This is a genomic window from Cohnella luojiensis (assembly GCF_004564235.1).
GTDB classification, from domain to species: Bacteria; Bacillota; Bacilli; order Paenibacillales; family Paenibacillaceae; genus Cohnella; species Cohnella luojiensis.
Genome location: NZ_SOMN01000002.1, coordinates 24,411 through 44,709 on the forward strand (window position 1 = coordinate 24,411; position 20,299 = coordinate 44,709).

At 49.6% G+C, this 20,299-nt stretch carries 16 protein-coding genes and 1 pseudogene; 13 read left to right on the top strand and 4 right to left on the bottom strand.

Features of this window, described 5'->3' with window-relative positions; all coding sequences use genetic code 11:
* The first annotated feature begins 95 nt into the window (after positions 1-95).
* Positions 96-1,495: pseudogene (locus E2980_RS02100) on the top strand (hypothetical protein).
* Positions 1,496-1,693: 198 nt separating this feature from the next.
* Here E2980_RS02100 and E2980_RS02105 read toward each other — a convergent pair.
* Positions 1,694-3,445, bottom strand: coding sequence for an alpha-glycosidase (locus tag E2980_RS02105; protein ID WP_135150481.1), 1,752 nt, complete (start codon positions 3,443-3,445; stop codon positions 1,694-1,696).
* Positions 3,446-3,602: 157 nt separating this feature from the next.
* On the opposite strand from E2980_RS02105, the gene E2980_RS02110 reads away from it, so the two are divergent.
* The 7 genes from E2980_RS02110 (at position 3,603) to sufB (ending at position 10,006) form a co-directional block, all read left to right on the top strand.
* On the top strand, positions 3,603-3,893 hold the full coding sequence (locus E2980_RS02110; protein ID WP_135150482.1) for a hypothetical protein: 291 nt from the start codon (positions 3,603-3,605) through the stop codon (positions 3,891-3,893).
* A gap of 194 nt (positions 3,894-4,087) precedes the next feature.
* Positions 4,088-4,660 carry a DUF1802 family protein gene (locus E2980_RS02115; RefSeq protein WP_135150483.1) on the top strand — a complete coding sequence of 191 codons (573 nt, stop codon included), beginning with the start codon at positions 4,088-4,090 and terminating at the stop codon, positions 4,658-4,660.
* A 162-nt stretch (positions 4,661-4,822) separates the two neighbouring features.
* Complete coding sequence (sufC, locus tag E2980_RS02120) at positions 4,823-5,602, top strand: Fe-S cluster assembly ATPase SufC (RefSeq protein WP_135150484.1); 780 nt, start codon at positions 4,823-4,825, stop codon at positions 5,600-5,602.
* 18 nt (positions 5,603-5,620) lie between these two features.
* Entirely contained in the window at positions 5,621-6,925 is a 1,305-nt protein-coding gene (gene sufD, locus E2980_RS02125) for a Fe-S cluster assembly protein SufD (RefSeq protein WP_135150485.1), read from the top strand.
* A gap of 2 nt (positions 6,926-6,927) precedes the next feature.
* Positions 6,928-8,157, top strand: coding sequence for a cysteine desulfurase (locus E2980_RS02130; protein WP_135150486.1), 1,230 nt, complete (start codon positions 6,928-6,930; stop codon positions 8,155-8,157).
* Positions 8,141-8,590, top strand: a complete 450-nt coding sequence (sufU, locus tag E2980_RS02135; protein ID WP_135150487.1) for a Fe-S cluster assembly sulfur transfer protein SufU — start codon at positions 8,141-8,143, stop codon at positions 8,588-8,590. Before E2980_RS02130 ends, sufU begins: the two co-directional genes overlap by 17 nt.
* An 18-nt stretch (positions 8,591-8,608) precedes the next feature.
* Positions 8,609-10,006, top strand: a complete 1,398-nt coding sequence (gene sufB, locus E2980_RS02140) for a Fe-S cluster assembly protein SufB (protein ID WP_135150488.1) — start codon at positions 8,609-8,611, stop codon at positions 10,004-10,006.
* Positions 10,007-10,067: 61 nt separating this feature from the next.
* On the opposite strand, the gene E2980_RS02145 is transcribed toward sufB, so the two are convergent.
* The 3 genes from E2980_RS02145 to E2980_RS02155 all read right to left on the bottom strand — a co-directional run bounded on the left by E2980_RS02145 (position 10,068) and on the right by E2980_RS02155 (position 14,792).
* On the bottom strand, positions 10,068-10,973 hold the full coding sequence (locus E2980_RS02145; protein ID WP_135150489.1) for a hypothetical protein: 906 nt from the start codon (positions 10,971-10,973) through the stop codon (positions 10,068-10,070).
* Between the two features lie 819 nt (positions 10,974-11,792).
* Positions 11,793-13,793, bottom strand: a complete 2,001-nt coding sequence (locus E2980_RS02150; protein ID WP_135150490.1) for a beta-galactosidase trimerization domain-containing protein — start codon at positions 13,791-13,793, stop codon at positions 11,793-11,795.
* A 93-nt stretch (positions 13,794-13,886) separates the two neighbouring features.
* On the bottom strand, positions 13,887-14,792 hold the full coding sequence (locus E2980_RS02155) for an AraC family transcriptional regulator (protein WP_135150491.1): 906 nt from the start codon (positions 14,790-14,792) through the stop codon (positions 13,887-13,889).
* 357 nt (positions 14,793-15,149) lie between these two features.
* Between E2980_RS02155 and E2980_RS02160 the strand changes: the two genes are divergently transcribed.
* The 5 genes from E2980_RS02160 to E2980_RS02180 all read left to right on the top strand — a co-directional run bounded on the left by E2980_RS02160 (position 15,150) and on the right by E2980_RS02180 (position 20,299).
* Complete coding sequence (locus tag E2980_RS02160; protein WP_167746941.1) at positions 15,150-16,433, top strand: extracellular solute-binding protein; 1,284 nt, start codon at positions 15,150-15,152, stop codon at positions 16,431-16,433.
* An 88-nt stretch (positions 16,434-16,521) separates the two neighbouring features.
* Positions 16,522-17,406: a carbohydrate ABC transporter permease gene (locus tag E2980_RS02165; RefSeq protein ID WP_135150493.1), complete on the top strand. Its 885-nt coding sequence runs from the start codon at positions 16,522-16,524 to the stop codon at positions 17,404-17,406.
* A gap of 18 nt (positions 17,407-17,424) precedes the next feature.
* On the top strand, positions 17,425-18,240 hold the full coding sequence (locus tag E2980_RS02170; RefSeq protein WP_135150494.1) for a carbohydrate ABC transporter permease: 816 nt from the start codon (positions 17,425-17,427) through the stop codon (positions 18,238-18,240).
* Positions 18,241-18,292: 52 nt separating this feature from the next.
* Positions 18,293-19,312 (top strand): LacI family DNA-binding transcriptional regulator, encoded by a 1,020-nt coding sequence (locus tag E2980_RS02175; protein WP_240702816.1) that lies wholly within the window; start codon positions 18,293-18,295, stop codon positions 19,310-19,312.
* Positions 19,313-19,351: 39 nt separating this feature from the next.
* Positions 19,352-20,299: a carbohydrate kinase family protein gene (locus E2980_RS02180; protein ID WP_135150495.1), complete on the top strand. Its 948-nt coding sequence runs from the start codon at positions 19,352-19,354 to the stop codon at positions 20,297-20,299.

The following is a 20,299-nucleotide window of genomic DNA, read 5'->3' on the forward strand; positions in this document are numbered from 1 at the left end:
CCGCAGGAGATATTTCCTGCGGTTTCTCCACGAACGCCTATCCGCTTCCGCACATACAATGAAGCACTTATATGAATGACTGGAGAGTGGCTCTGGTGGACATTCAATTAACTTCATTGCACTGGGTGTTCGTGGCCTTTATCGTATTTATTTTAGCTTTGCTCGTAAAAAGACGGGACACGACGCTTGTTTGCGTTGCCGGTATTTTCACGCTTGGGTTGATCGCCACGGAAAGCTTGAACGGTTCGGTGTCCGGTATTTTCAACAGCTTCATTTATGCGACCAAAGAGCTGATCGGCACGATCTTCATCATCTCGATAATCGTGGCGATGAGCCGGGTGCTGATTATCACGGGCATTAACGAGACGATGGTGAAACCGCTGACAGGTTTCCTGCGGACGCCGACGATGGCTTTCTGGGGTATCGGCATCATCATGCTGGTCACTTCGTTGTTTTTCTGGCCGTCGCCAGGAGTTGCCTTGATCGGAGCCGTCTTGCTGCCCGTGGCGCTTCGCGTCGGATTGCCCGCTCTGGGAGCGGCCATCGCGATGAACTTGTTCGGACACGGGATCGCCCTTTCGGGGGACTATATTATTCAGGGCGCGCCTAAGCTTACCGCCGATGCGGCGGGACTACCGGTATCTCAAGTCATGGAGGCAAGCGTGCCTCTCGTCATCGTAATGGGCTTGGTAACGACGATCGTCGCTTTCTGGATGATGCGCAGAGACATGAAGAACGGAAAGTGGAAAAACGGATTGGTTGAAGGCGCGGTCACTGGTGTCGTTGTCTCGTCGGGAGCTGGGGTTGTACTGCCTAAAGCAACAAAGAAAGCTCTGGCGATAAGTATCCCGGTGCTGTTCGCTATAGACGTTGTGGCGATGTTTGCTTTAGATCTTCAGGGAGGCAATGCGACGGCGCTAATCGGAGGAACTGCTGTGCTGATCCTCATCGCCGTAACGATGCTCGCCCATCGAAACAAAGGACTAGAGGAGACGACCTCCTATTTAATAGAAGGTTTTCAATTCGGATTCCGGGTGTTCGGTCCGGTCATTCCCATCGCGGCTTTCTTCTACTTGGGAGATTCGGCCTTCAAGGATTTGTTCGGCGACCATTTGCTGCAAGGCTCTCACGGGATCGTCAACGATCTCGGCGTTGCGCTCGCAAACCATGTGCCGATGAACGGCATCGTGGCATCCGTGACGTTGACAGCAATCGGAGCCATCACGGGGCTTGACGGCTCGGGCTTCTCCGGTATTTCCCTCGTCGGCTCGATCGCTCATATGTTCTCAACAGCCATCGGCACTGGAGCGGCGACATTAACCGCGCTCGGTCAGGTAGCGGCCATATGGGTCGGCGGCGGCACGCTCATTCCATGGGCGCTCATCCCTCTGCGGCCATCTGCGGCGTCAGCCCGTTCGAGCTTGCCCGGCGCAACCTGAAGCCGGTGCTGATCGGACTCGCGGCCACTACGGTAGTGGCCATATTCTTAGTTTGATGAATGAATCGCAAAAAGGCCGTTCCCATGCTCTTATTGAGCGAGGGAACGGTCTTTTCGTTGTGTGGGGACTCAAGGATTTGAGTTAGTCAAACAGTTAGGTAAAACCGAATTGCAGGCGCTGAAGAGCATAGAATTCGCATTGCAGTTAGGTTAAACCGAACTACAGGAAAAAATGGAGTTAGCCATATCGGCGAATTAACGTCCTACTTTCAAAATAACGTAGCTGATTGGAGGGAGAGATACCTGCAATTTACGGCCCTTTACTTTAGCTTCTCCTTCGCCGAGAACGACTTGAAAGTCTGTATCCTTTTCAACTGGAATAGCAACGGTTGCTTTACGTTTGCTCGCGTTCAAGGCGATGATGAATTTCTCGCCGTCTGCCTCGCGGGCGTAGGCTAGCGACTTGCTGCCCTCTTCGGATTGGAGCACCTCGAACGAGCCGTCCCGAAGCGCTCGATGGTCCTTGCGAAGCTTCACCAATTCCGCGAAAAACCGGAATAGCTCCTGATCCTGCTTCGTCTCGTCCCACTCCATGCATTTGCGACAACCCGGATCTTGTTCTCCGGTCAACCCCACTTCATCGCCGTAGTAGATGCAAGGGGTGCCCGACAGCGTGAATTGAATGGCCGTGGCGAGCTTCATCCGTCGCTTATCTCCTTTGCTGAGCGTGAGCAATCGAGGCGTGTCATGGCTGCCCAATAGGTTAAAGGACGCTTCCGTCGCTTGCTGCGGATAAGCGGCGTTCAGATAACCGACTAAGTCGGCGAATTGGCGGCCGTCGCGCGTCCCCCGTACCGCGTAATCGAGCATGGCCTCTGTCAAAGGGTAATTCATGACGGCATCGAATTGGTCTCCGCCAAGCCAAGGCTGTGAATCATGCCAGATTTCCCCGAGGATGTACGCATCCGGATTCGCCTTCTTGACGACATCGCGGAATTGCCGCCAGAATTGGTGGTCAACCTCGTTCGCGACATCCAGGCGCCAGCCGTCTACTCCGATCTCTTCGATCCAGTATCGCGCAACCTCGAGAAGATGTTCCTTGACCTCGCCGTTTTCCGTGTTCAGCTTTGGCATATGCGGTTCGAAAGCGAAGGCGTCATACGTCGGAACGCCATCCCGAACCTCCAGCGGAAATTCCCTAACGTGGAACCAATCAGCATATCGCGAATTAGCGCCTTTTTCTTTAACATCGAGAAACGGAGGAAATCGGCCTCCGCTGTGGTTGAACACGGCGTCAAGCAATACTTTGATTCCTCGGGAATGGCATTCTTTCACAAGTTCCTTAAGCTTCTCGTTCGTACCGAAATGCGGATCCACCTTTAAGTAGTCGATCGTATCGTATTTATGATTCGTCGGTGCTTCGAACAACGGATTGAAGTAAATCGCGTTGATGCCTAGCTTTTCCAGATGGTCGAGATGATCGATAACTCCTTGAAGGTCTCCGCCGAAGAAGTTACTTGGAGTCGGCTTGCCGCCCCAGGTCTCTACGTTCTCGGGATCGATTGCAGGATCGCCCTTGGCGAAACGCTCGGGAAATATTTGATAGAATATGGCGTCTTTCACCCAAGCCGGAGGCTCGAACACGTCCGCCGGATTGAGGAAAGGATATTCGTAATAGATGTAGATGTTCTCTGGTTCCTTCTCATGAATACCCTGCTCGTTCATCCATAACGTCTCTTTGCCGGATTGCAGCTTGAAGCCGTACTTCAGCCTGCGAAAGGTCGGTTTTACGGCTGCTTGCCAATAGTCGAACAGGTTATCCTTCGCGAACACCTTCATTTCCGAACTTTGCGAGCCTACGACATGCCAGTTGTACTTGTCTCCATAGATGAGGGTAACCTGAGCGACGTCGTCCCGTTTGGTGCGAAGGCGTACATGGACCGTTTCCCGGTCGTAGGCGTAAGACCAGTTGTTTTTCGGGCGGTGATAAATGGCTTCTCTTAGCATAGGAGGGCTCCTTTGTCTGAGTTAATGGGATCCGTTTACCTAGAATAATAAAAAAAGCACAACCCCGGAATGCAGCTCCGAGGTTGTGCCTTTAGTCATAGACCGGGCAACAGGGCCTTCTAATTGATAGCTTCATTATACGATATAATGAAATCGAATGGAATCTTCTTTTATATCGGTCCATTATCAAAAGGAAAGCACCAACCCACAAAACAAAAAAAGTTCGTTAACTCAGCCAGCCGTGGAAGAAATGAGCCGAAATAACAAAGAAAATTCGTTAACTCTGCCAGCCGTGGAGGAAATGAGCCGAGATAACAAAGAAAATTCGCTAACTCAGCCAGCCGTGGAAGAAATGAGCCGAGATAACAAAGAAAGTTCGTTAACTCTGCCAGCTGTGGAGGAAATGAGCCGAGATAACAAAGAAAGTTCGTTAACTCCGCTAGAGTGAGCATTCGTCGGCTTCCTTAAATGAACATATCAAGGAGTTCCCAGCTTTATCTCCGGATTCTAACCTCACTTTTGTTACCGCTCCGATTGTAGGCCTCATTCCCATACCGGATATAGAACTGCGAATCGACCTCCCCAAACCTTAACTGTGCTATACTAAAGGAACAAAGCAGTGGGAGAGGAGCGATGCATGAGATGGAGACACCGATTGCGCTGAGGGAGTGGGCTGTTGCCGTCAAGGCGCTGGAGGAAGGCCGTCAAGTGATCGTCCTGCGCAAAGGCGGCATATCCGAGGAAACGAAGGAATTCAGGCTGGAGAGCCCGGAGTTCTACCTGTTTCCCTCGTACGAGCATCAGAGACCGCATTTGGTCAAACCGGAAGCGAGCGAGATCGTGAACTTGACGCAGGCCGAAGCGGATGAAAACTCGGATTCGGTAAAAATAACTTCATTCGCAGAAGTCGTAGAGGATATAGAAGTAACCGACGTAGAGACTTTGCAACGACTCGATGAGCTGCACATCTGGACGGAGGATTATGCGGAAGAACGGTTAAAGTGGAAAAGAACGAAGCCGCTTCACGTATTGATACTGCGAGTATATAAGCTGGAAACCCCTCAGGTCATCCCGATGCACGACAGTTACGGCGGATGCAAATCTTGGCTTAGGCTTGAGGACGTGATTTCCGTGCCCAAGACGCCGGTATTAGCGGATGAAGAGTTCGAGAAGCAAGTCGATGCGGTGAGAACACGAATAAGAATAACGAAATAATGCTCAATCCGGACCTAAATCCCAAAAGGGAAAAGGCCCGGTTTGCTTTTTTATTGTTTCTTTCATAAAATTGTTATTGAGAATCAATGAGAATCAAATTAAAATGATTATAAATAAGGATTTATTACAAATAAATCCTCATAGAAACTTGGAGGTAAGGGCATGTCTACTCAATTCGAAATTCAAGGACTGAAATCGTCCATAGAGGGCAAAGAAATTTTGAAAGGCATCGATCTTAAGATCAAGGGCGGCGAAGTTCATGCGATCATGGGCCCCAACGGTACCGGTAAAAGTACGTTGGCATCCGCGCTCATGGGGCATCCGAAATATGAAGTAACCGACGGTTCCGTTACGCTTAACGGCGAAGACGTGCTGGAGATGGCAGTGGACGAGCGTGCTCGCGCGGGTCTTTTCCTGGCTATGCAATACCCAAGCGAGATTACCGGCGTAACGAACGCCGACTTCTTGCGCAGCGCGATTAATGCTCGTCGCGGCGAGGGCAACGAGATTTCCCTCATTAAATTTGTTCGCCAAATGGAAGGCAAGATGAAGGAACTGGAAATGAACCCCGAGTTCATGCACCGCTACCTGAACGAAGGCTTCTCCGGCGGGGAAAAGAAACGCAACGAAATACTGCAAATGATGCTGCTCGAGCCTAAACTCGTTATTTTGGATGAAATCGACTCCGGTCTGGATATCGATGCCCTTCGCATCGTTGCCGAAGGCGTGAACGCCATGCGTTCCGAGGACCGCGGATTCCTCATCATCACTCACTATCAGCGTTTGCTGAACTATATCACGCCTGATTTCGTTCACGTCATGATGCAAGGCCGCATCGTGAAATCCGGCGGACCTGAGCTTGCGCAACGTCTGGAAGCAGAAGGCTACGATTGGGTTAAAGAAGAACTGGGCATCGTCGACGAGACCGTCGGCCAAGCTTAAAGAGGAGGCAAAGCATTCATGAGTACACCAACCACCTCTTTCGGCCGGGAAGCGGCAGCCGCGATCTCTCGCAGCAAGAACGAGCCTGCATGGCTTGTGGCCTTGCGGGAAGAAGCCGGACAACTAGCGACGGAGCTTAACTTGCCTAAGCCGGAGAAGCTTCCGCTTACGCGTTGGACATTAGATCAATACGGAGTTAGTCGTCCTGGACAGTCCGTCACGACGGCTTCGGAATTGCCGGCTGCAATAACGGCGTTGCTGCCTGAAGAGAACAGCAGCGCGTTGATCGTACAGCACAACTCTTCGGTTATCTTTACGCAAATCTCAGAAGAGCTGAAGGCGCAAGGCGTAATACTGACTAGCTTGGAAGAAGCCTCCCGCAATCATGAAGAGCTGTTTCGCAAGCATTTCATGACCGCGTACTCTAAAGACGAGCATAAACTTGCGGCTGTTCACGCAGCTTTGTGGAACGGCGGAGTATTCCTATATGTTCCTCGTAACGTCACGATCGAAGCACCGATTCAAGCTCTATTGTTCGTGGATGATGCGGAAGCAACTTTCATGCCACATGTTCTCGTGATCGCGGAGAGCAACAGTCGCGTATCCTTTGTAGAACAAGTCGCCTCATCCCTAGGAGATGCAGCTTCCACTTTATTGCATAATAGCGCGGTAGAAGTATTCGCGAAAGCGGGCGCAGTCGTTCAATATGCAGCCGTACATCAAATGGACAGCAGCGCGATCGATATTGCTTACCGTCGCGCGGTTCTCGACAATGATGCGCGTATCGAGTGGATCGTCGGAGACTTGCACAACGGCAATTCCATTACGGACACGAAATCGGTGCTTAAAGGCAACGGTTCGACGTCCGATTCCAAGATTATTACCATCGGAACGGGCAGCCAGCGCATGAGCCTGACGACTCAAGCGGTACACTTCGGCCGTTCGACCGAGAGCGATATGATTACCCGCGCCGTGATGAAAGAAGAAGCAACGGCGATCATTAACGGAATTACAAAGATCGAGAAAGGCGCGACGAAGGCGAACGGCCAGCAGACTGAGAAAGTACTTATGCTGAGTCCAAAAGCTCGCGGAGACGCTAACCCGATTCTTCTCATCGACGAAGACGACGTTAAGGCAGGCCATGCGGCAAGCGTCGGCCAAGTCAACGCAGATCAAGTGTACTATCTCATGTCGCGGGGAATTTCCCGTAAAGAAGCGGAACGCCTTATCATTCACGGGTTTCTAGATCCGGTTGTTTCCGAAATCCCGCTGAAAGGGTTGCGCGAGCAATTGCACCGCATCCTAGAAAGAAAGCTGGGCTGATTATGGATCCCATCGCACTGAAATCGGAATTTCCGATTCTTCACCAGGAAATTAACGGTCACCCGCTCGTTTACCTAGATAACGCGGCTACGACGCAAAAGCCGCGTTCGGTCATCGAAGCCATCAAACGGTATTACGAGTGGGACAATGCCAATGTCCACCGCGGCGTTCATACGCTAGGATCGCGGGCTACGGACGCATACGAAGGGGCACGGGAGAAAGTCGCCCGGTTTCTCAATGCTCCGGCCTCTCGCCAGATTATTTTCACCCGCGGTACGACTACGGCATTGAATATCGTAGCTTCGGGTTATGCTCGTCAGACGCTCCGCGAGGGCGATGAGATCGTCATCACCGCGATGGAGCATCACAGCAACCTGATTCCTTGGCAGCAAGCCGCGAAGGCGACTGGGGCGACGCTCAAATATATTCCGCTGCAGCCGGACGGGACGATCACGCTGGAAGACGTTGAAGCGACGGTGACCGCGAAGACGAAAATCGTCGCGATTGCCTATGCCTCGAACGTCCTCGGCACGATCAATCCAATCGCGAAGATCGCCGAGATCGCGCACCGCAAGGGCGCGATTATCGTCGTCGACGGCGCGCAGAGCACGCCTCACATGAAAGTAGACGTGCAAGCGCTCGACGTCGATTTTTACACGTTATCCGGACATAAGATGTGCGGTCCGACAGGAATCGGGGCACTCTATGGGAAGGAGCAGCTGCTCGAGAACATGGAGCCGATCGAATTCGGCGGCGAGATGATCGATTTCGTCGAGCTATATGATTCGACGTGGAAGGAGCTGCCTTGGAAATTCGAAGGCGGTACGCCGATGATCGCGGGTGCCGTCGGACTTGGAGCGGCAATCGATTTCCTGGAGCAAATCGGACTCGATAACATCCATGAGCACGAAATAAAACTCACCCAATATGCGATTGAGCGGTTATCCGCCATTGAAGGCTTGACGATCTACGGACCTCGCAAGGAGAGAGTAGGACTCGTTACCTTCAATCTTGGAGACGTTCACCCTCACGACGTGGCGACGGTGCTCGATACGGAAGGCATCGCCGTCCGGGCCGGTCATCATTGCGCGCAGCCGCTCATGCGTTGGCTGAAAGTGAGCGCGACCGCAAGGGCCAGCTTCTATCTGTACAATACCGAGCACGATGTCGACCGGTTGGCCGAATCGCTGGTCAAGACAAAGGAGTTTTTCGGTTATGAGCCAATTAGATGATTTATACCGCCGCGTGATCATGGATCATTATAAAACGCCGAGAAACCGCGGCGAGTTGGACAACGAATCCGTTACCGTCAACCTGAACAACCCGACCTGCGGCGACCGTATTTCCCTTCAGCTTCAGCTAGAGGACGGCATCGTACGCAATGCGAAATTCACGGGGGAAGGCTGCTCAATCAGCATGTCATCGGCTTCGATGATGACGGAAGCGGTCATGGGCAAGACGGCGGAAGAAGCATTGCAGATGGCTGATAATTTCTCCGCCCTGATGAAAGGCGAACCTGCCACATTCGGGGATTACGAAGACGTCGAGGCACTATCGGGCGTCAATAAGTTTCCGGCAAGGATCAAGTGCGCGACTCTGGCTTGGAACGCGCTTCGCAAAGGCGTAGAGCACGGCAAAGGCAAGCACGAAGGTATTGAAGAATAAACGAGGAGGTTGATGATCATGGCTAAGCAAATGCCCGATATGGAAGAGTATAAATACGGGTTTCGCGATGAGCATAAGGCGATTTTCCAATCCGGTAAAGGTCTGACCGAAGAAATCGTTCGCACGATTTCCGAGATGAAGGGCGAGCCGGAATGGATGCTGAAGTTCCGTCTGAAATCGCTGGAGCAATTCCGTAAGATGGAAATGCCGAAGTGGGGCGGAAACATGGACGATCTGGATTTCGAAGAGATCCAGTACTACGTTAAACCGTCGGAGAAACAAGGGAAAACTTGGGAAGAAGTGCCGGAAGAAATTAAGGCGACTTTCGATAAGCTTGGTATTCCGGAAGCGGAACAAAAGTTTCTTGCCGGCGTCTCGGCACAGTACGAATCCGAAGTCGTATATCACAGCATGCAAGAAGAATTGACGAAACAAGGCGTTATTTTCTCGGATACGGATTCGGCTATTCGAGAATACCCGGAAATTTTCAAGGAATATTTCGGTACGGTCATTCCGCCAACGGATAACAAGTTCGCTGCGCTTAACAGCGCGGTATGGTCCGGAGGAAGCTTTATCTATGTTCCTAAAGGCGTGCAATGTACGGTTCCGTTACAAGCGTACTTCCGCATCAACTCCGAGAACATGGGTCAATTCGAACGTACTCTGATCATCGCCGACGAAGGAAGCTCCGTTCACTACGTGGAAGGCTGTACGGCTCCCGTATACAGCACGAATTCCCTTCATAGCGCGGTCGTAGAGATCATCGTGAAGAAGGACGCTCGCGTTCGTTATACGACGATCCAGAACTGGGCTCCTAACATCTACAACCTCGTTACCAAGCGTGCGGTCGCGGAAGAGAACGCCACGATGGAATGGGTCGACGGCAACATCGGCTCCAAGCTGACGATGAAATACCCAGCGGTTGTCCTGAAGGGTCGCGGAGCGAAAGGCATGGTTCTTTCCATCGCGGTAGCGGGCAAAGGACAGCATCAGGACGCCGGCGCGAAAATGATTCACTTGGCACCGGATACGAGCTCGACGATCGTATCCAAGTCCATCTCCAAGCACGGAGGTAAAGTCACTTACCGTGGACTTGCTTCCTTCGGCCGCAATGCCGAGGGTGCCAAAGCGAACATCAAGTGCGATACGCTCATCCTCGATGACCAATCGACAAGCGACACGATTCCTTACAACGAAATCATGAACGACAACATTACGCTGGAGCATGAAGCGACCGTATCCAAGGTATCGGAAGATCAATTGTTCTATCTGATGAGCCGCGGATTATCGGATGCCGAAGCTACGCAAATGATCGTCATGGGCTTCATCGAGCCGTTCACCAAAGAATTGCCGATGGAGTACGCGGTCGAGATGAACCGTCTCATCAAGTTCGAGATGGAAGGCAGTATCGGTTAAGTTGTAAATACGCTCTTAAAGTTAAAGCCCATCGGTTTCGGCCGATGGGCTTTTTTTAGCTTTAACTCGCAGTAGTTTTAGCAGCGGCAATATCATGTTGAGATGTGATTTTATTGTACATCTCGGCGAGCGATTGAACGATACGCTCGATAACTTCATCCGAATGATAATAGCCTCCATGCGATCCTAGAGGAGTCCCGCTTAATAAACCGGGATTCCGTACTTCGATATCATCCTTGACGACTTCGTCATATTGCTCGCTCAGGATCTTGATTGGATAAGCAATGACATCATCTTTATCATAAAAATTAACCCATTCCCCGATCTCTTGACCGCGAAGGTTCATTGCCGGAACAGAAATGGGTTTGCCGAAATCATGATACCGCAAGGTCCATAATGCAATGGGGCTGCCCATTGTGTAAAGATGGGTGAGCGTTTCCCCTCTTTCTAACGGAGTATTGCTCTTATCGATAATTCCGCGAATGCGAGGAGGTATTTTGCCGTTTTGCAGATCATATAAATAATTGCTTGTAATGATCGTTCCAAGACTATGGGAAATCAGACAAAGCGGGGCATCCGGGCCTGCTTGGTGAGCCAACGACTGAAGCTTTAGAGCAAAGCGCTCGTGAATGTCCGTATAAATATATTCCTTCGGTGCCGGGTCGTCTATTTTGGGAAGAGGCTGATAAGCGATAGCATCGCCTACGAAATTAATCATGAAACCCCGTGCATCAATAATATTATCCCATCTTAAATGGTAAGGCGAGAGCTTTTCTTGAAGTTTTTTTTCGAGATTATCGGTTATATCCGCCCAGTAAATCCCTTCCGGAACCAGCTCGACTTCAGGACAAACCTCTGCTAATCGTCTTTCTAAAGCAGCAGCCATTCCTAGATAAAAGTCGGGATGTTGTTTTCCGATACCATGCACGAATCCAACGGCAATTTTCAAAACCTTTTCTCCCTTCAAAATTAACTAATATAAAATATGCATGGATATGCCGCTTGGCAATAGCTGGGGGGATGGAGTCGAAAAATGAAAAGGGGCTGTCTCAAAAGTCAATTTTGGATTTTTGAGCCCCCACTTTCGATGAATAATCAAGCCAAAGTAAAACCTCCATCCCCACTTTGATAGTGGATTTGGAGGTTTTCTTGTTCATATTTTGGGATTTACTTAATCAGTTTTACCCTTTTGGGAAAGCCCATTCTTCACTCATAAATCCTCTCCACTCACGCAATTAGTAAACCTACGCAAACTACAACTCCTTAAACAAAGCCTCCAGTACGCAATTAGTTAGACTAAAGCTAACTACGACCCTCCGCGCCGACTCCAGGCAACCAATTAGTTTGACTAAAGCTACCTACGCCCCGCCGATGTGTCTCTGTGCACCTATTTAGTTAGACTAGAGCTACCTACGCCCCGCCGATGTGACTCCGTGCACCTATTTAGTTAGACTAAAGCTACCTACGCCCCTCCGCGCTGACTCCGTGCACCCAATTAGTTTGACTAAAGCTAACTACGACCCTTCGCACCGACTCCGCGCCGCGTTTAGTTTTACTAAAGCTAACTACGACCCTCCGCACTGACTCCGAGCCGCAATTAGTTTGACTAAAGCTAACTACGGCCCTCCACGCCGACTTCGAGCACCAATTTAGCGCAAATGAGGACGAATTATTAATAGTAGCAGCAACTATTCCTACACCAAGTTCGACCTGGTCCAATGATAAAAAGGAAGCTGCTCAAAAGTTTACACTTTTGGGACAGCCCCCTTATATGAACATTAGTGGTTTAAGATTGGAGAAGAATCATTTGATGGCCCGCAACTTTGCAGGTAAAGGACGTGTATCCATGCTCGTCCGTTAAATATGGGACTTCCGTCATCTCGGGAAGAAGCTTGATTTGGTTAATTCCGTCTGGCAATTGAATGCTAACAGAGATATCGCTTAAAGTCGGCACATCTTCTATCACCTGGGTGTCTCCGCGCAGGATCGGGACTGCGTAAAGCAAATGCAGCACATGATCGTTCCCGGTTGCCAGCCGGGTTAAGTTTATTTTCCCCGCCGATGGCAGGTTGGTTGTTACGGTTGGAGCCGGCAGCAACTGTTTGACGCAGCTCAGGAACAGATCCCTGTAAAGCTGCATGCCGTGGTTACGGTACATCCTAAATAACGGCTGGGCGATATAGATCACGTTGCCATGGCGAATAACGGCAGGGTAACCCGCATCCCCTTCGGCCGGAGCATGAAGGTGCGAACAGAAATGCGCGTACGTTCGGTTGAAATAGGGCTTGTAAGCAGCTGCCAATAGATCGGCTTTGGAAACCCGAACCCGATATCCGGATTCATAATTGAGAAACGGCGATCTCACGAGGGAGTTGCCCAATCTGTCCGTAACCAAGGTATAATCGATATCCCATTCCGATTTTCCCATGAAATCCGCGCCGATGTCCAAGGCGAATTCGGCCCGATCCAATCGCAGTCCGCTTTCCGCGCTTAGAATCAGTTTTCCGCCGCCGGCCAAATAGTCTTTAAGCTTACGTTGCAGAGCTTCCGATACTCGAATGCTGTCCGGCAGCACAACGATCCTGTAGGCGGAGAAATCCATCGTATCATCGATGATATCGAACAAATAGTGGCCTTCTTCCAGCATCATGTATGCACCCATATCGCTCGTTCGGCTGTCTTCGGCGCCGACGAGGGCATTGGCCGACAGAATAGCGATTTCGGCGACGCTCTCCGCATCTTCGCACCACTGCTGCTTGGCTTCAATTCCTTCGTAAGCTTCGCCGATGATTCTATACGTCTCCTCGTCCATCCGGCCGCTAGGGTGAAGTTGGTCTCCGATACATATTCTGGCGCCGAATGCGAGCATTTGCTGGCATTCGTATTTCAACGCGGCGGGATTCTTAAAGCCGCCGAATTCTCCCCAAGACTTATGGAATTTCCCCGTCATCCCGAGGTAAAGGAAATCCTGCTTCCGAATATACCGAACCATGCTGGTGAAGTAATCGTATCCCCATCCGCCTGTCGGGAGCGATTCGATGTCATAATGGGAATAGTAAGGATAATACTGCTTTTCCCCCATTTTTTCCGTGCAGCAATTATGATACAGCCTTGTTTGCGGGTTAAGGGACCAGATCAGCTCCGAAGTTTTCCGCAAGTAATTCAAATAGACCTTTTTGGCCAGCTGCATGCGGTGCTCCGGGTTGTTTTCGTCCAATCCCATTTCCTTCAAGCTGGCTCGGCAGTACGAGCAGACGCAAGGGTATTCGCCGACGATGTCGTAGAAGATGCCAACAGGTTGGAATTTATCCATCACTTCCCGGGTATAGTCGAGAAGGTATTGCAAATAGGGCGTATTTAAGCAAAGCATATGCCAGCCATCGAAGCCGGTCGGACGGGGAGCTTGGTTATCGTCTACCGGAGGAGGACCGTAGCGATCATCGCCTTCCGGAGCTATCGCTATCCATTCGGGATGCTCGCGGGCGGAGAGCTCGTTAAATCCGACGGTAATATAGATTGGAGCTTCGATGTCATGCTGCTTGCAGGCGTCCAACATGCGCGGCAATAGGTTGGTTTCCAAATGAGGATGCGGCTTCCCGACTTTCGTGTCGAAGTAACTCCATCCATGGTGGCACATCGCGAATACGTTGACCGTGTCCACGTGCGCCTGCTGCAGGCAAGCGATAAACTGATCTTCGTCGAAATCTTTCCCGATGCCCTTGATTTGTTCAGACGTATGAAAATCCAAATGAACTTGGCGGTAACGAATAGGCTGAAAATGATTCATGGGGTCACTTCCTCTTCAGGGGTTAATTCCTTTCATTGTAGTACTTGTACGTTTTCTCGTCTTTGGCGAATGATATCTTTGTTGTACGATTCTCTACTCATTTAAGTTATCGCTATATCCTTCTCTGGACTTTCTTCGGTAAGCGGACGGCGATTCACCGAAGTGTTTGCTAAAAAGCCTAGAGAAATAGTGAACCGAACTGAATCCGAGCTCTTGATAAATCGCGGAGATAGGCTGATTGGTCTCGCGCAATAATTTTTTGGCATTCCTAAGCTTGCATCGCGTGCCGTAAGCATTTGGGCTCATGCCGGTCTCTTCCATGAACAAACGGTGAAAATAAGAGGTGCTGAGTCCGTACCGGGAAGCCCATTGTTCCACGGTGACCGGGTGCTTAGGCAGACTTTGCATTTCATTGACGATGGCTTGAATTCTCGGATCTCTTGCGGGAGCCGTTGGTTTTCGACAATAGGCAATCATCCCGGCGAAGAACTGCTCGAATAAGGAACGCCTCAATAGGACGGCTTCTTCCCGGGTTTTCTCCATATCGTCAATGAGCTCTAAATAAGCGCTCATCCATTTACTATTCCGAGGGGCATGCGTTTTGACCGGAATCGGAGGGCAGTCTATGAAAAGGAAGTTCGGAGAGCAACCCGACAAAGCATAACCCGTATCGCCGTAACGAAACAAAGACATATCTCCGGTACGGGTTTCCTCGCCGGTCCAATCGAAGTAAATCGAAGCATGAACCACGGGGTGGATCGCATCGGATTGAAAATAATGAACGGTTCCCGGCTTTATATAAAACAAATCGTCACGAATGCATGGATAGGAGGTATTGCCGATTATCAGAGTACCGCTGCCTTCGAATATGTACAGAAAAGTGTGCACAAGCGTTTTACGCGGCCCGATTCGTTCATTCGGCCGGAACGGATAGGGGTCGGCACGGTAGATTTGCGGAAAAATGTCGGACAGCCGAATCCATCGTTCCTTTAATTCCATGAGATTCGTTTCACTCCTTCGGTTCGCAAGAAAATATTACCTGTAAGCGGTTAAATGAGAAATGCATAATGACTATTGTCAAACGGGGTTGATCATATTATACTGAACTCAAGCCAAGTATGAAAACGATACCAGAAAATTTTGCGACCGTAACTAAATTTTTTTCAGGGAGTATGGAATCGGTACCAGAATTTATTTTCGCCTATTTATGGTATCGGTACCAGAATGCGCTTTCTGTGTTGAAAGGTGGTGGTGAAGAATACTGGTTAAAAGCGAATTGCAGTAATTTGGGAATGCTTAAAAAACAAAAGTTTTACAACGAGTAGCACTTACTAAATGAATCGGGGGAACACAACAATGAAATTCAAAGCCTTGTCCGGTGCTCTGCTAGCATTATGCTTTATCTTAGTCGTGACGGCTTGCGGTCAAAATAACAATGCAAGCCCTGGCGAAAGCCCGAATGAAAGCGTTGCAAACGGAAAAGTTACATTAAAGATGTGGTACTGGAACGGCGCGATCTCCGATTCAACAATCGAAGCGGCTAAAGCGAAATTTCCGAATGTCAACCTTCAAGCGGAGAAACTTCCATCCGGAGGAGACTTCTTAACCAAATTGAAAACAACGATTACGGGCGGCGGCAGCGGCCCGGACATTGTCACCATGGACAGCTGGATATCTACGATGCTGACCTACAATGACAAATTCGTTAATCTATACGATCAAGGAGCTAAAGACATCCAATCTCAATACTTGGATTGGAAATGGAAGTTGGGCGCAACCCCCGACGATAAATATTTGATCGGTTTGCCGATCGATGTTGCTCCCGTGGTGTTGTACTACCGCAGCGACTTGTTCAAGGAAGCCGGCGCGGCAAGCACGCCTGAGGAAATCAAAAATCAAGTGAAGACATGGGACGATTACTTTAATATCCTCAAGCAAGTTAAAGACAAGACCGGATCGCAATCGGGTACGGTCGTAGACATTTTCAGAACCATTATCGGTCAAAGCAGCCAAACCTTCTTTAGCGAAGACGGGAAATTCATCGGAGATCAGGCACATATCAAAGGCGCTTGGGACTTGTCGGTCAAAGCCTATCAAGCGGGTTTAACATTCCCATTCTCCAGTGATTCCGAGAAAAACGCGGCTATGAACAACGGCAAAATATCTTCCTTTTCGGGAGCGTCATGGGCTGTAGGAGACGTAATCGCGGCTGCGCCGGATACGAAGGGGAAATGGAACATCGCTTACCCGCCGGGTGGCGTGGGTAATCAAGGCGGATCGTTCATGGGTATCCTGAAATCGACGAAATACCCGAAAGAAGCGTACGAAGTAATCAAATTCCTCGTAAGCCCGGAGAACTTGGTCGTAGGCTATAAGGAATTCGGTAACTACCCGTCAACTCCGGGAATTTACGCAAACCCGGAAATGGTCAACAAAAACGAGTTCTTCGGCAATCAAGATTTGAGCACCGTGTTCGCCGATGCGGCGAAGGATGTTAAAGTAGCGCATACGGATGCAAGAGACGACATGGTATACAACGAGCTTACAAAAGCTCTTGGTACGGTAGACGCTCAGAAACAAGATCCGGAAAAAGCATGGAAAGGCGCGCAAGAGCAAATTAAACGTCAGCTTTCGCGCTAAACGGAATTTGTCTGATAAGGGAATAAAATAAAGGATGAGGCGGGGAGGCCATTCGTGCCCTGCCTCATCGAATTATCGGAGGAGTAATATGGGAGGCCTTTTAAAAGAAATATACAAAAGCAGAACGCTTTATCTGTTTATTTCTCCTTTTTATATCTTGTTCCTGGTGTTTTCGGTATTTCCTATCTTCTTCTCGATCTACCTCTCCGTGCATAAATGGGACGGGATCGGGGATATGACGTCCGTAGGCTTCAACAACTTTACTTATATGTTCCAGGATCCGAATTTCTGGCAAGCTCTGATCAACAACGTGGCGATTTGGTTATTGGCTAACGGCCCCATGCTTATATGCGCATTGATCGTCGCTTTCACGATCAATCTGTCCATCACGAAATTCAAAGGGTTTTTCAGAATTGCCTATTTTCTTCCGAATATAACGGCCATGGTTGCCGTTGTCATTATATTTCAGTCCATGTTCGGGAACGAGTACGGGCTGATCAATTTTTTCTTGGAAAAGCTCGGTTTGGATAAAGTGGCTTGGTTTAATACGAGCGCCGGAGTGCGGGTCGTTATCGCGGTTATGATCGCTTGGAGATACTTGGGATATAACGCCATCATCTATCTCTCCGGTTTGCAAAGAATCCCGAAAGACTTGTACGAAGCGGCGGATCTGGATGGGGCGACAATGTTCCAGACCTTCACGAAAATTACGATTCCCATGCTTCGCCCGATCATATTGTTTACGGTCATGATGTCGACGATCGGCGGATTCCAGATCTTCACCGAGCCTCAAGTGCTCGCTGGCAATCAAGCTCCGTATCCGGGCTCGGAAACGATCGTTCTCTATATGTTCCGGGAAGGTTTCGTTTACCAGAACTACGGATATGCCGCTGCCGTCTCGTGGGTCCTGTTCGTCATAATCGGGCTCATTTCCGTATTGAACTGGAAGGTATTCAATAAGTCGGACGATTGATAAAAAGGAGCATAAAAGATGACTGCAAAAAAGATATTCGTGCATACTTTTTTGTTAATCGGTGTTATATTTTCAATATTCCCGTTTTATTGGCTCGTGGTCATGTCGACGAATGAAACGAGCGCGATTTTTTCTTTTCCTCCGAAGCTGGTCTTCGGTGACTATTTCTTGACGAATTATCAACATGTCATGGATAACATCAATTTTTACCGCGCGCTGTTCAATACCCTTTTCATTGCGGTCGTAAGCTGCGTGCTTCAATTGTTTTTCAATTCATTGACGGGATTTACTTTCTCCAAATTCAAATTCCCGGGCTCCAAGGTGCTCTTCTACCTGATGATGGCAACGATGATGATTCCCGCGCAAATGCTTCTCGTGCCGCAGTTCATCATCATTAAAGAAATCGGTTGGCTCGGAAGCTATAAAGCTCTGATCGTTCCGGGCATAGCAAGCGCGTTCGGGATTTTCTGGATCAGGCAATATGCGTTGGCGATACATGACGATTTGCTCGAAGCTGCCCGCATCGACGGTTGCACCAAGTTCGGATTGTATTGGCGCATTGCGTTGCCGATTCTCCGGCCGGCTCTTGCTTTCCTTGCCATTACGACGTTCATGGGGGTTTGGGAAGATTATCTGTGGCCTCTGATCGTGTTGACGGATACTTCGAAATTCACCTTGACGTTAACGTTGCAGCAATTAAAATCGGTTCATACCGGCGATTATTCGATGGTTATGACAGGAACGCTTCTGGCTACGGTTCCTTTGATTGCCTTCTTCCTTATCGTTAGCAGGCAATTTATCGCCGGCATCATGGAAGGGGCAGTAAAAAGCTAATCCAAAGCTTCGATCCAGGGACGGTATAAGTTATCAAGAGGGCAGGGTGACGATGATGGCGCCGAAGATTAAAGATGTCGCCAGGCATGCGGGCGTTTCCGTAACGACGGTCTCGAGGGTATTAAACGGCGAGAAATACGTAAAGGACGATTTGAAAGCCAGAGTGCAACGGGCGATAGACGAACTGGGCTATACGCCTAGTCACATTGCAAGAAGTCTCGTGCGGAAGAAAACGGACCTAATCGGCGTAATCGTTCCCGATGTAACTTCGAGCTTCTATTCCACCATACTGAGCACGATCGAGAAAACCGCGAGCCTCAACGACTATAATCTACTGGTCTGCAACATCATCGAGGATACGGATAAAGAGCTTAAATATTTGCAAGTGTTCAAACAAATGCGCGTAGACGGCATTATTATCATGCATGAGAAAATGGACGACGAAATACGCGAATTGATCCACAAGCTGGATATTCCGATTATTTTCTCGAGCGTTAAACCCGTCGATCAAAAATTCATATCCGTCATTATCGACGACTACGCGGCAGCTTATGACGCGACGCGACATTTAATCGAGTTAGGCCATAAGCGAATCGGATTTATCGGAGGCGATATGAGGGACGTGACTTCCGGGCAGAACCGGTTTGTAGGTTATAGCCATGCTCTTGCGGATTTCGGAGTCGAGGTCGTAGACGACTACATCCGTTTCGGCGATTATAAAACGCAAAGCGGTTACGAGCAGATGAAGGCGATGCTGGCTTGCGAAGTCTATCCAACGGCGGTATTCGCGGTAAGCGACGACATGGCGGTTGGAGCCATGAACTGTATCCATGACCATGGATTAAGGGTTCCGGACGATCTTTCCGTCATCGGCTTCGATGGAAGCCAATTGACGGAACAAGTACGTCCTCGTCTGACCTCCATGGAACAACCCATCTTGGAAATGGGGAAGGTGACCGTCGATAAACTTCTTGATTTAATATCGGGTAACGATGATTTATCTGCGGAGGATGTCATTCTAAAGCATAAGCTGGTCATTCGCGACAGCTGCAAATCATACGTTAACAGCTAAGAAGCCTTATCATAAAGCGATTGGAAGAGGGAGAAGAAGTTGAGAAAATTCGATGCGGTTGTTATCGGCGATGCCAATATCGATCTCGTGGTAGTGGGTTGCAATCAGGTGCCGCAGCCCGGCCAGGAAGTATTCGTGGACAATATGATGATGCACGTTGGCGGAGGAGCCGCTTTATTCTCGGTTTCACTCGCCAAACTCGGCGTTCGAGTGGCTTTTAACGGAGTGTTAGGCGATGATGGCTACGGTCAATATATCCGAGAAAGTTTCACTAAATATGGTATCGATACCAGAATGATTCAAACGAGCAAACTCCATAATACCGGTATCTCGATCGCGTTTAATCCCGATACGGATCGTTCCTTTATCACTTACGCGGGATCGAACGCGGAGCTTCAGGTAGACCAATTGGATTTAGACCTTGTCGCGCAAGGAAGGCACGTCCACGTGACCGGATATATGGGGAGGCGGAATCATGACCAGTATATGACGTTGGCAAGAGCGCTTAAGGAGAAAGGAGTCACCTTATCCAGCGATGTGGGTTGGGATGATTCCGGCGAGTGGGATAAGGGTATTTTCGAATTGATGAAGCTGTTCGACGTGTTTTTGATGAATGAGACCGAAGCTCTTCATTACACCGGAATGGTTAATGTCGAAGACAGTCTTCGTTACATGGGGGAATATTGCGGTCATGTCGTCGTGAAGCTGGGGGCCGAAGGCGCCATGGCTATGAAGGATGGGATAATCACCCGCCTTCCCGGATATTCCGTCGAAACGGTTGATACGACCGGCGCCGGCGACTCTTTTAACGCGGGATATCTATTCGGCTTTTTGTCGGGAATGGATGTCAAAGCCAGTTTAAGTTATGGAAATGCTTGCGGCGCACTTTCCGTCACCGCCTTCGGAGGAAGTACGGGCACGCCGAACCTCGAAGGACTGAATGATTTTATCCGTCGGCAAGAGGAAAACCGATCTGTTCGATCGTAA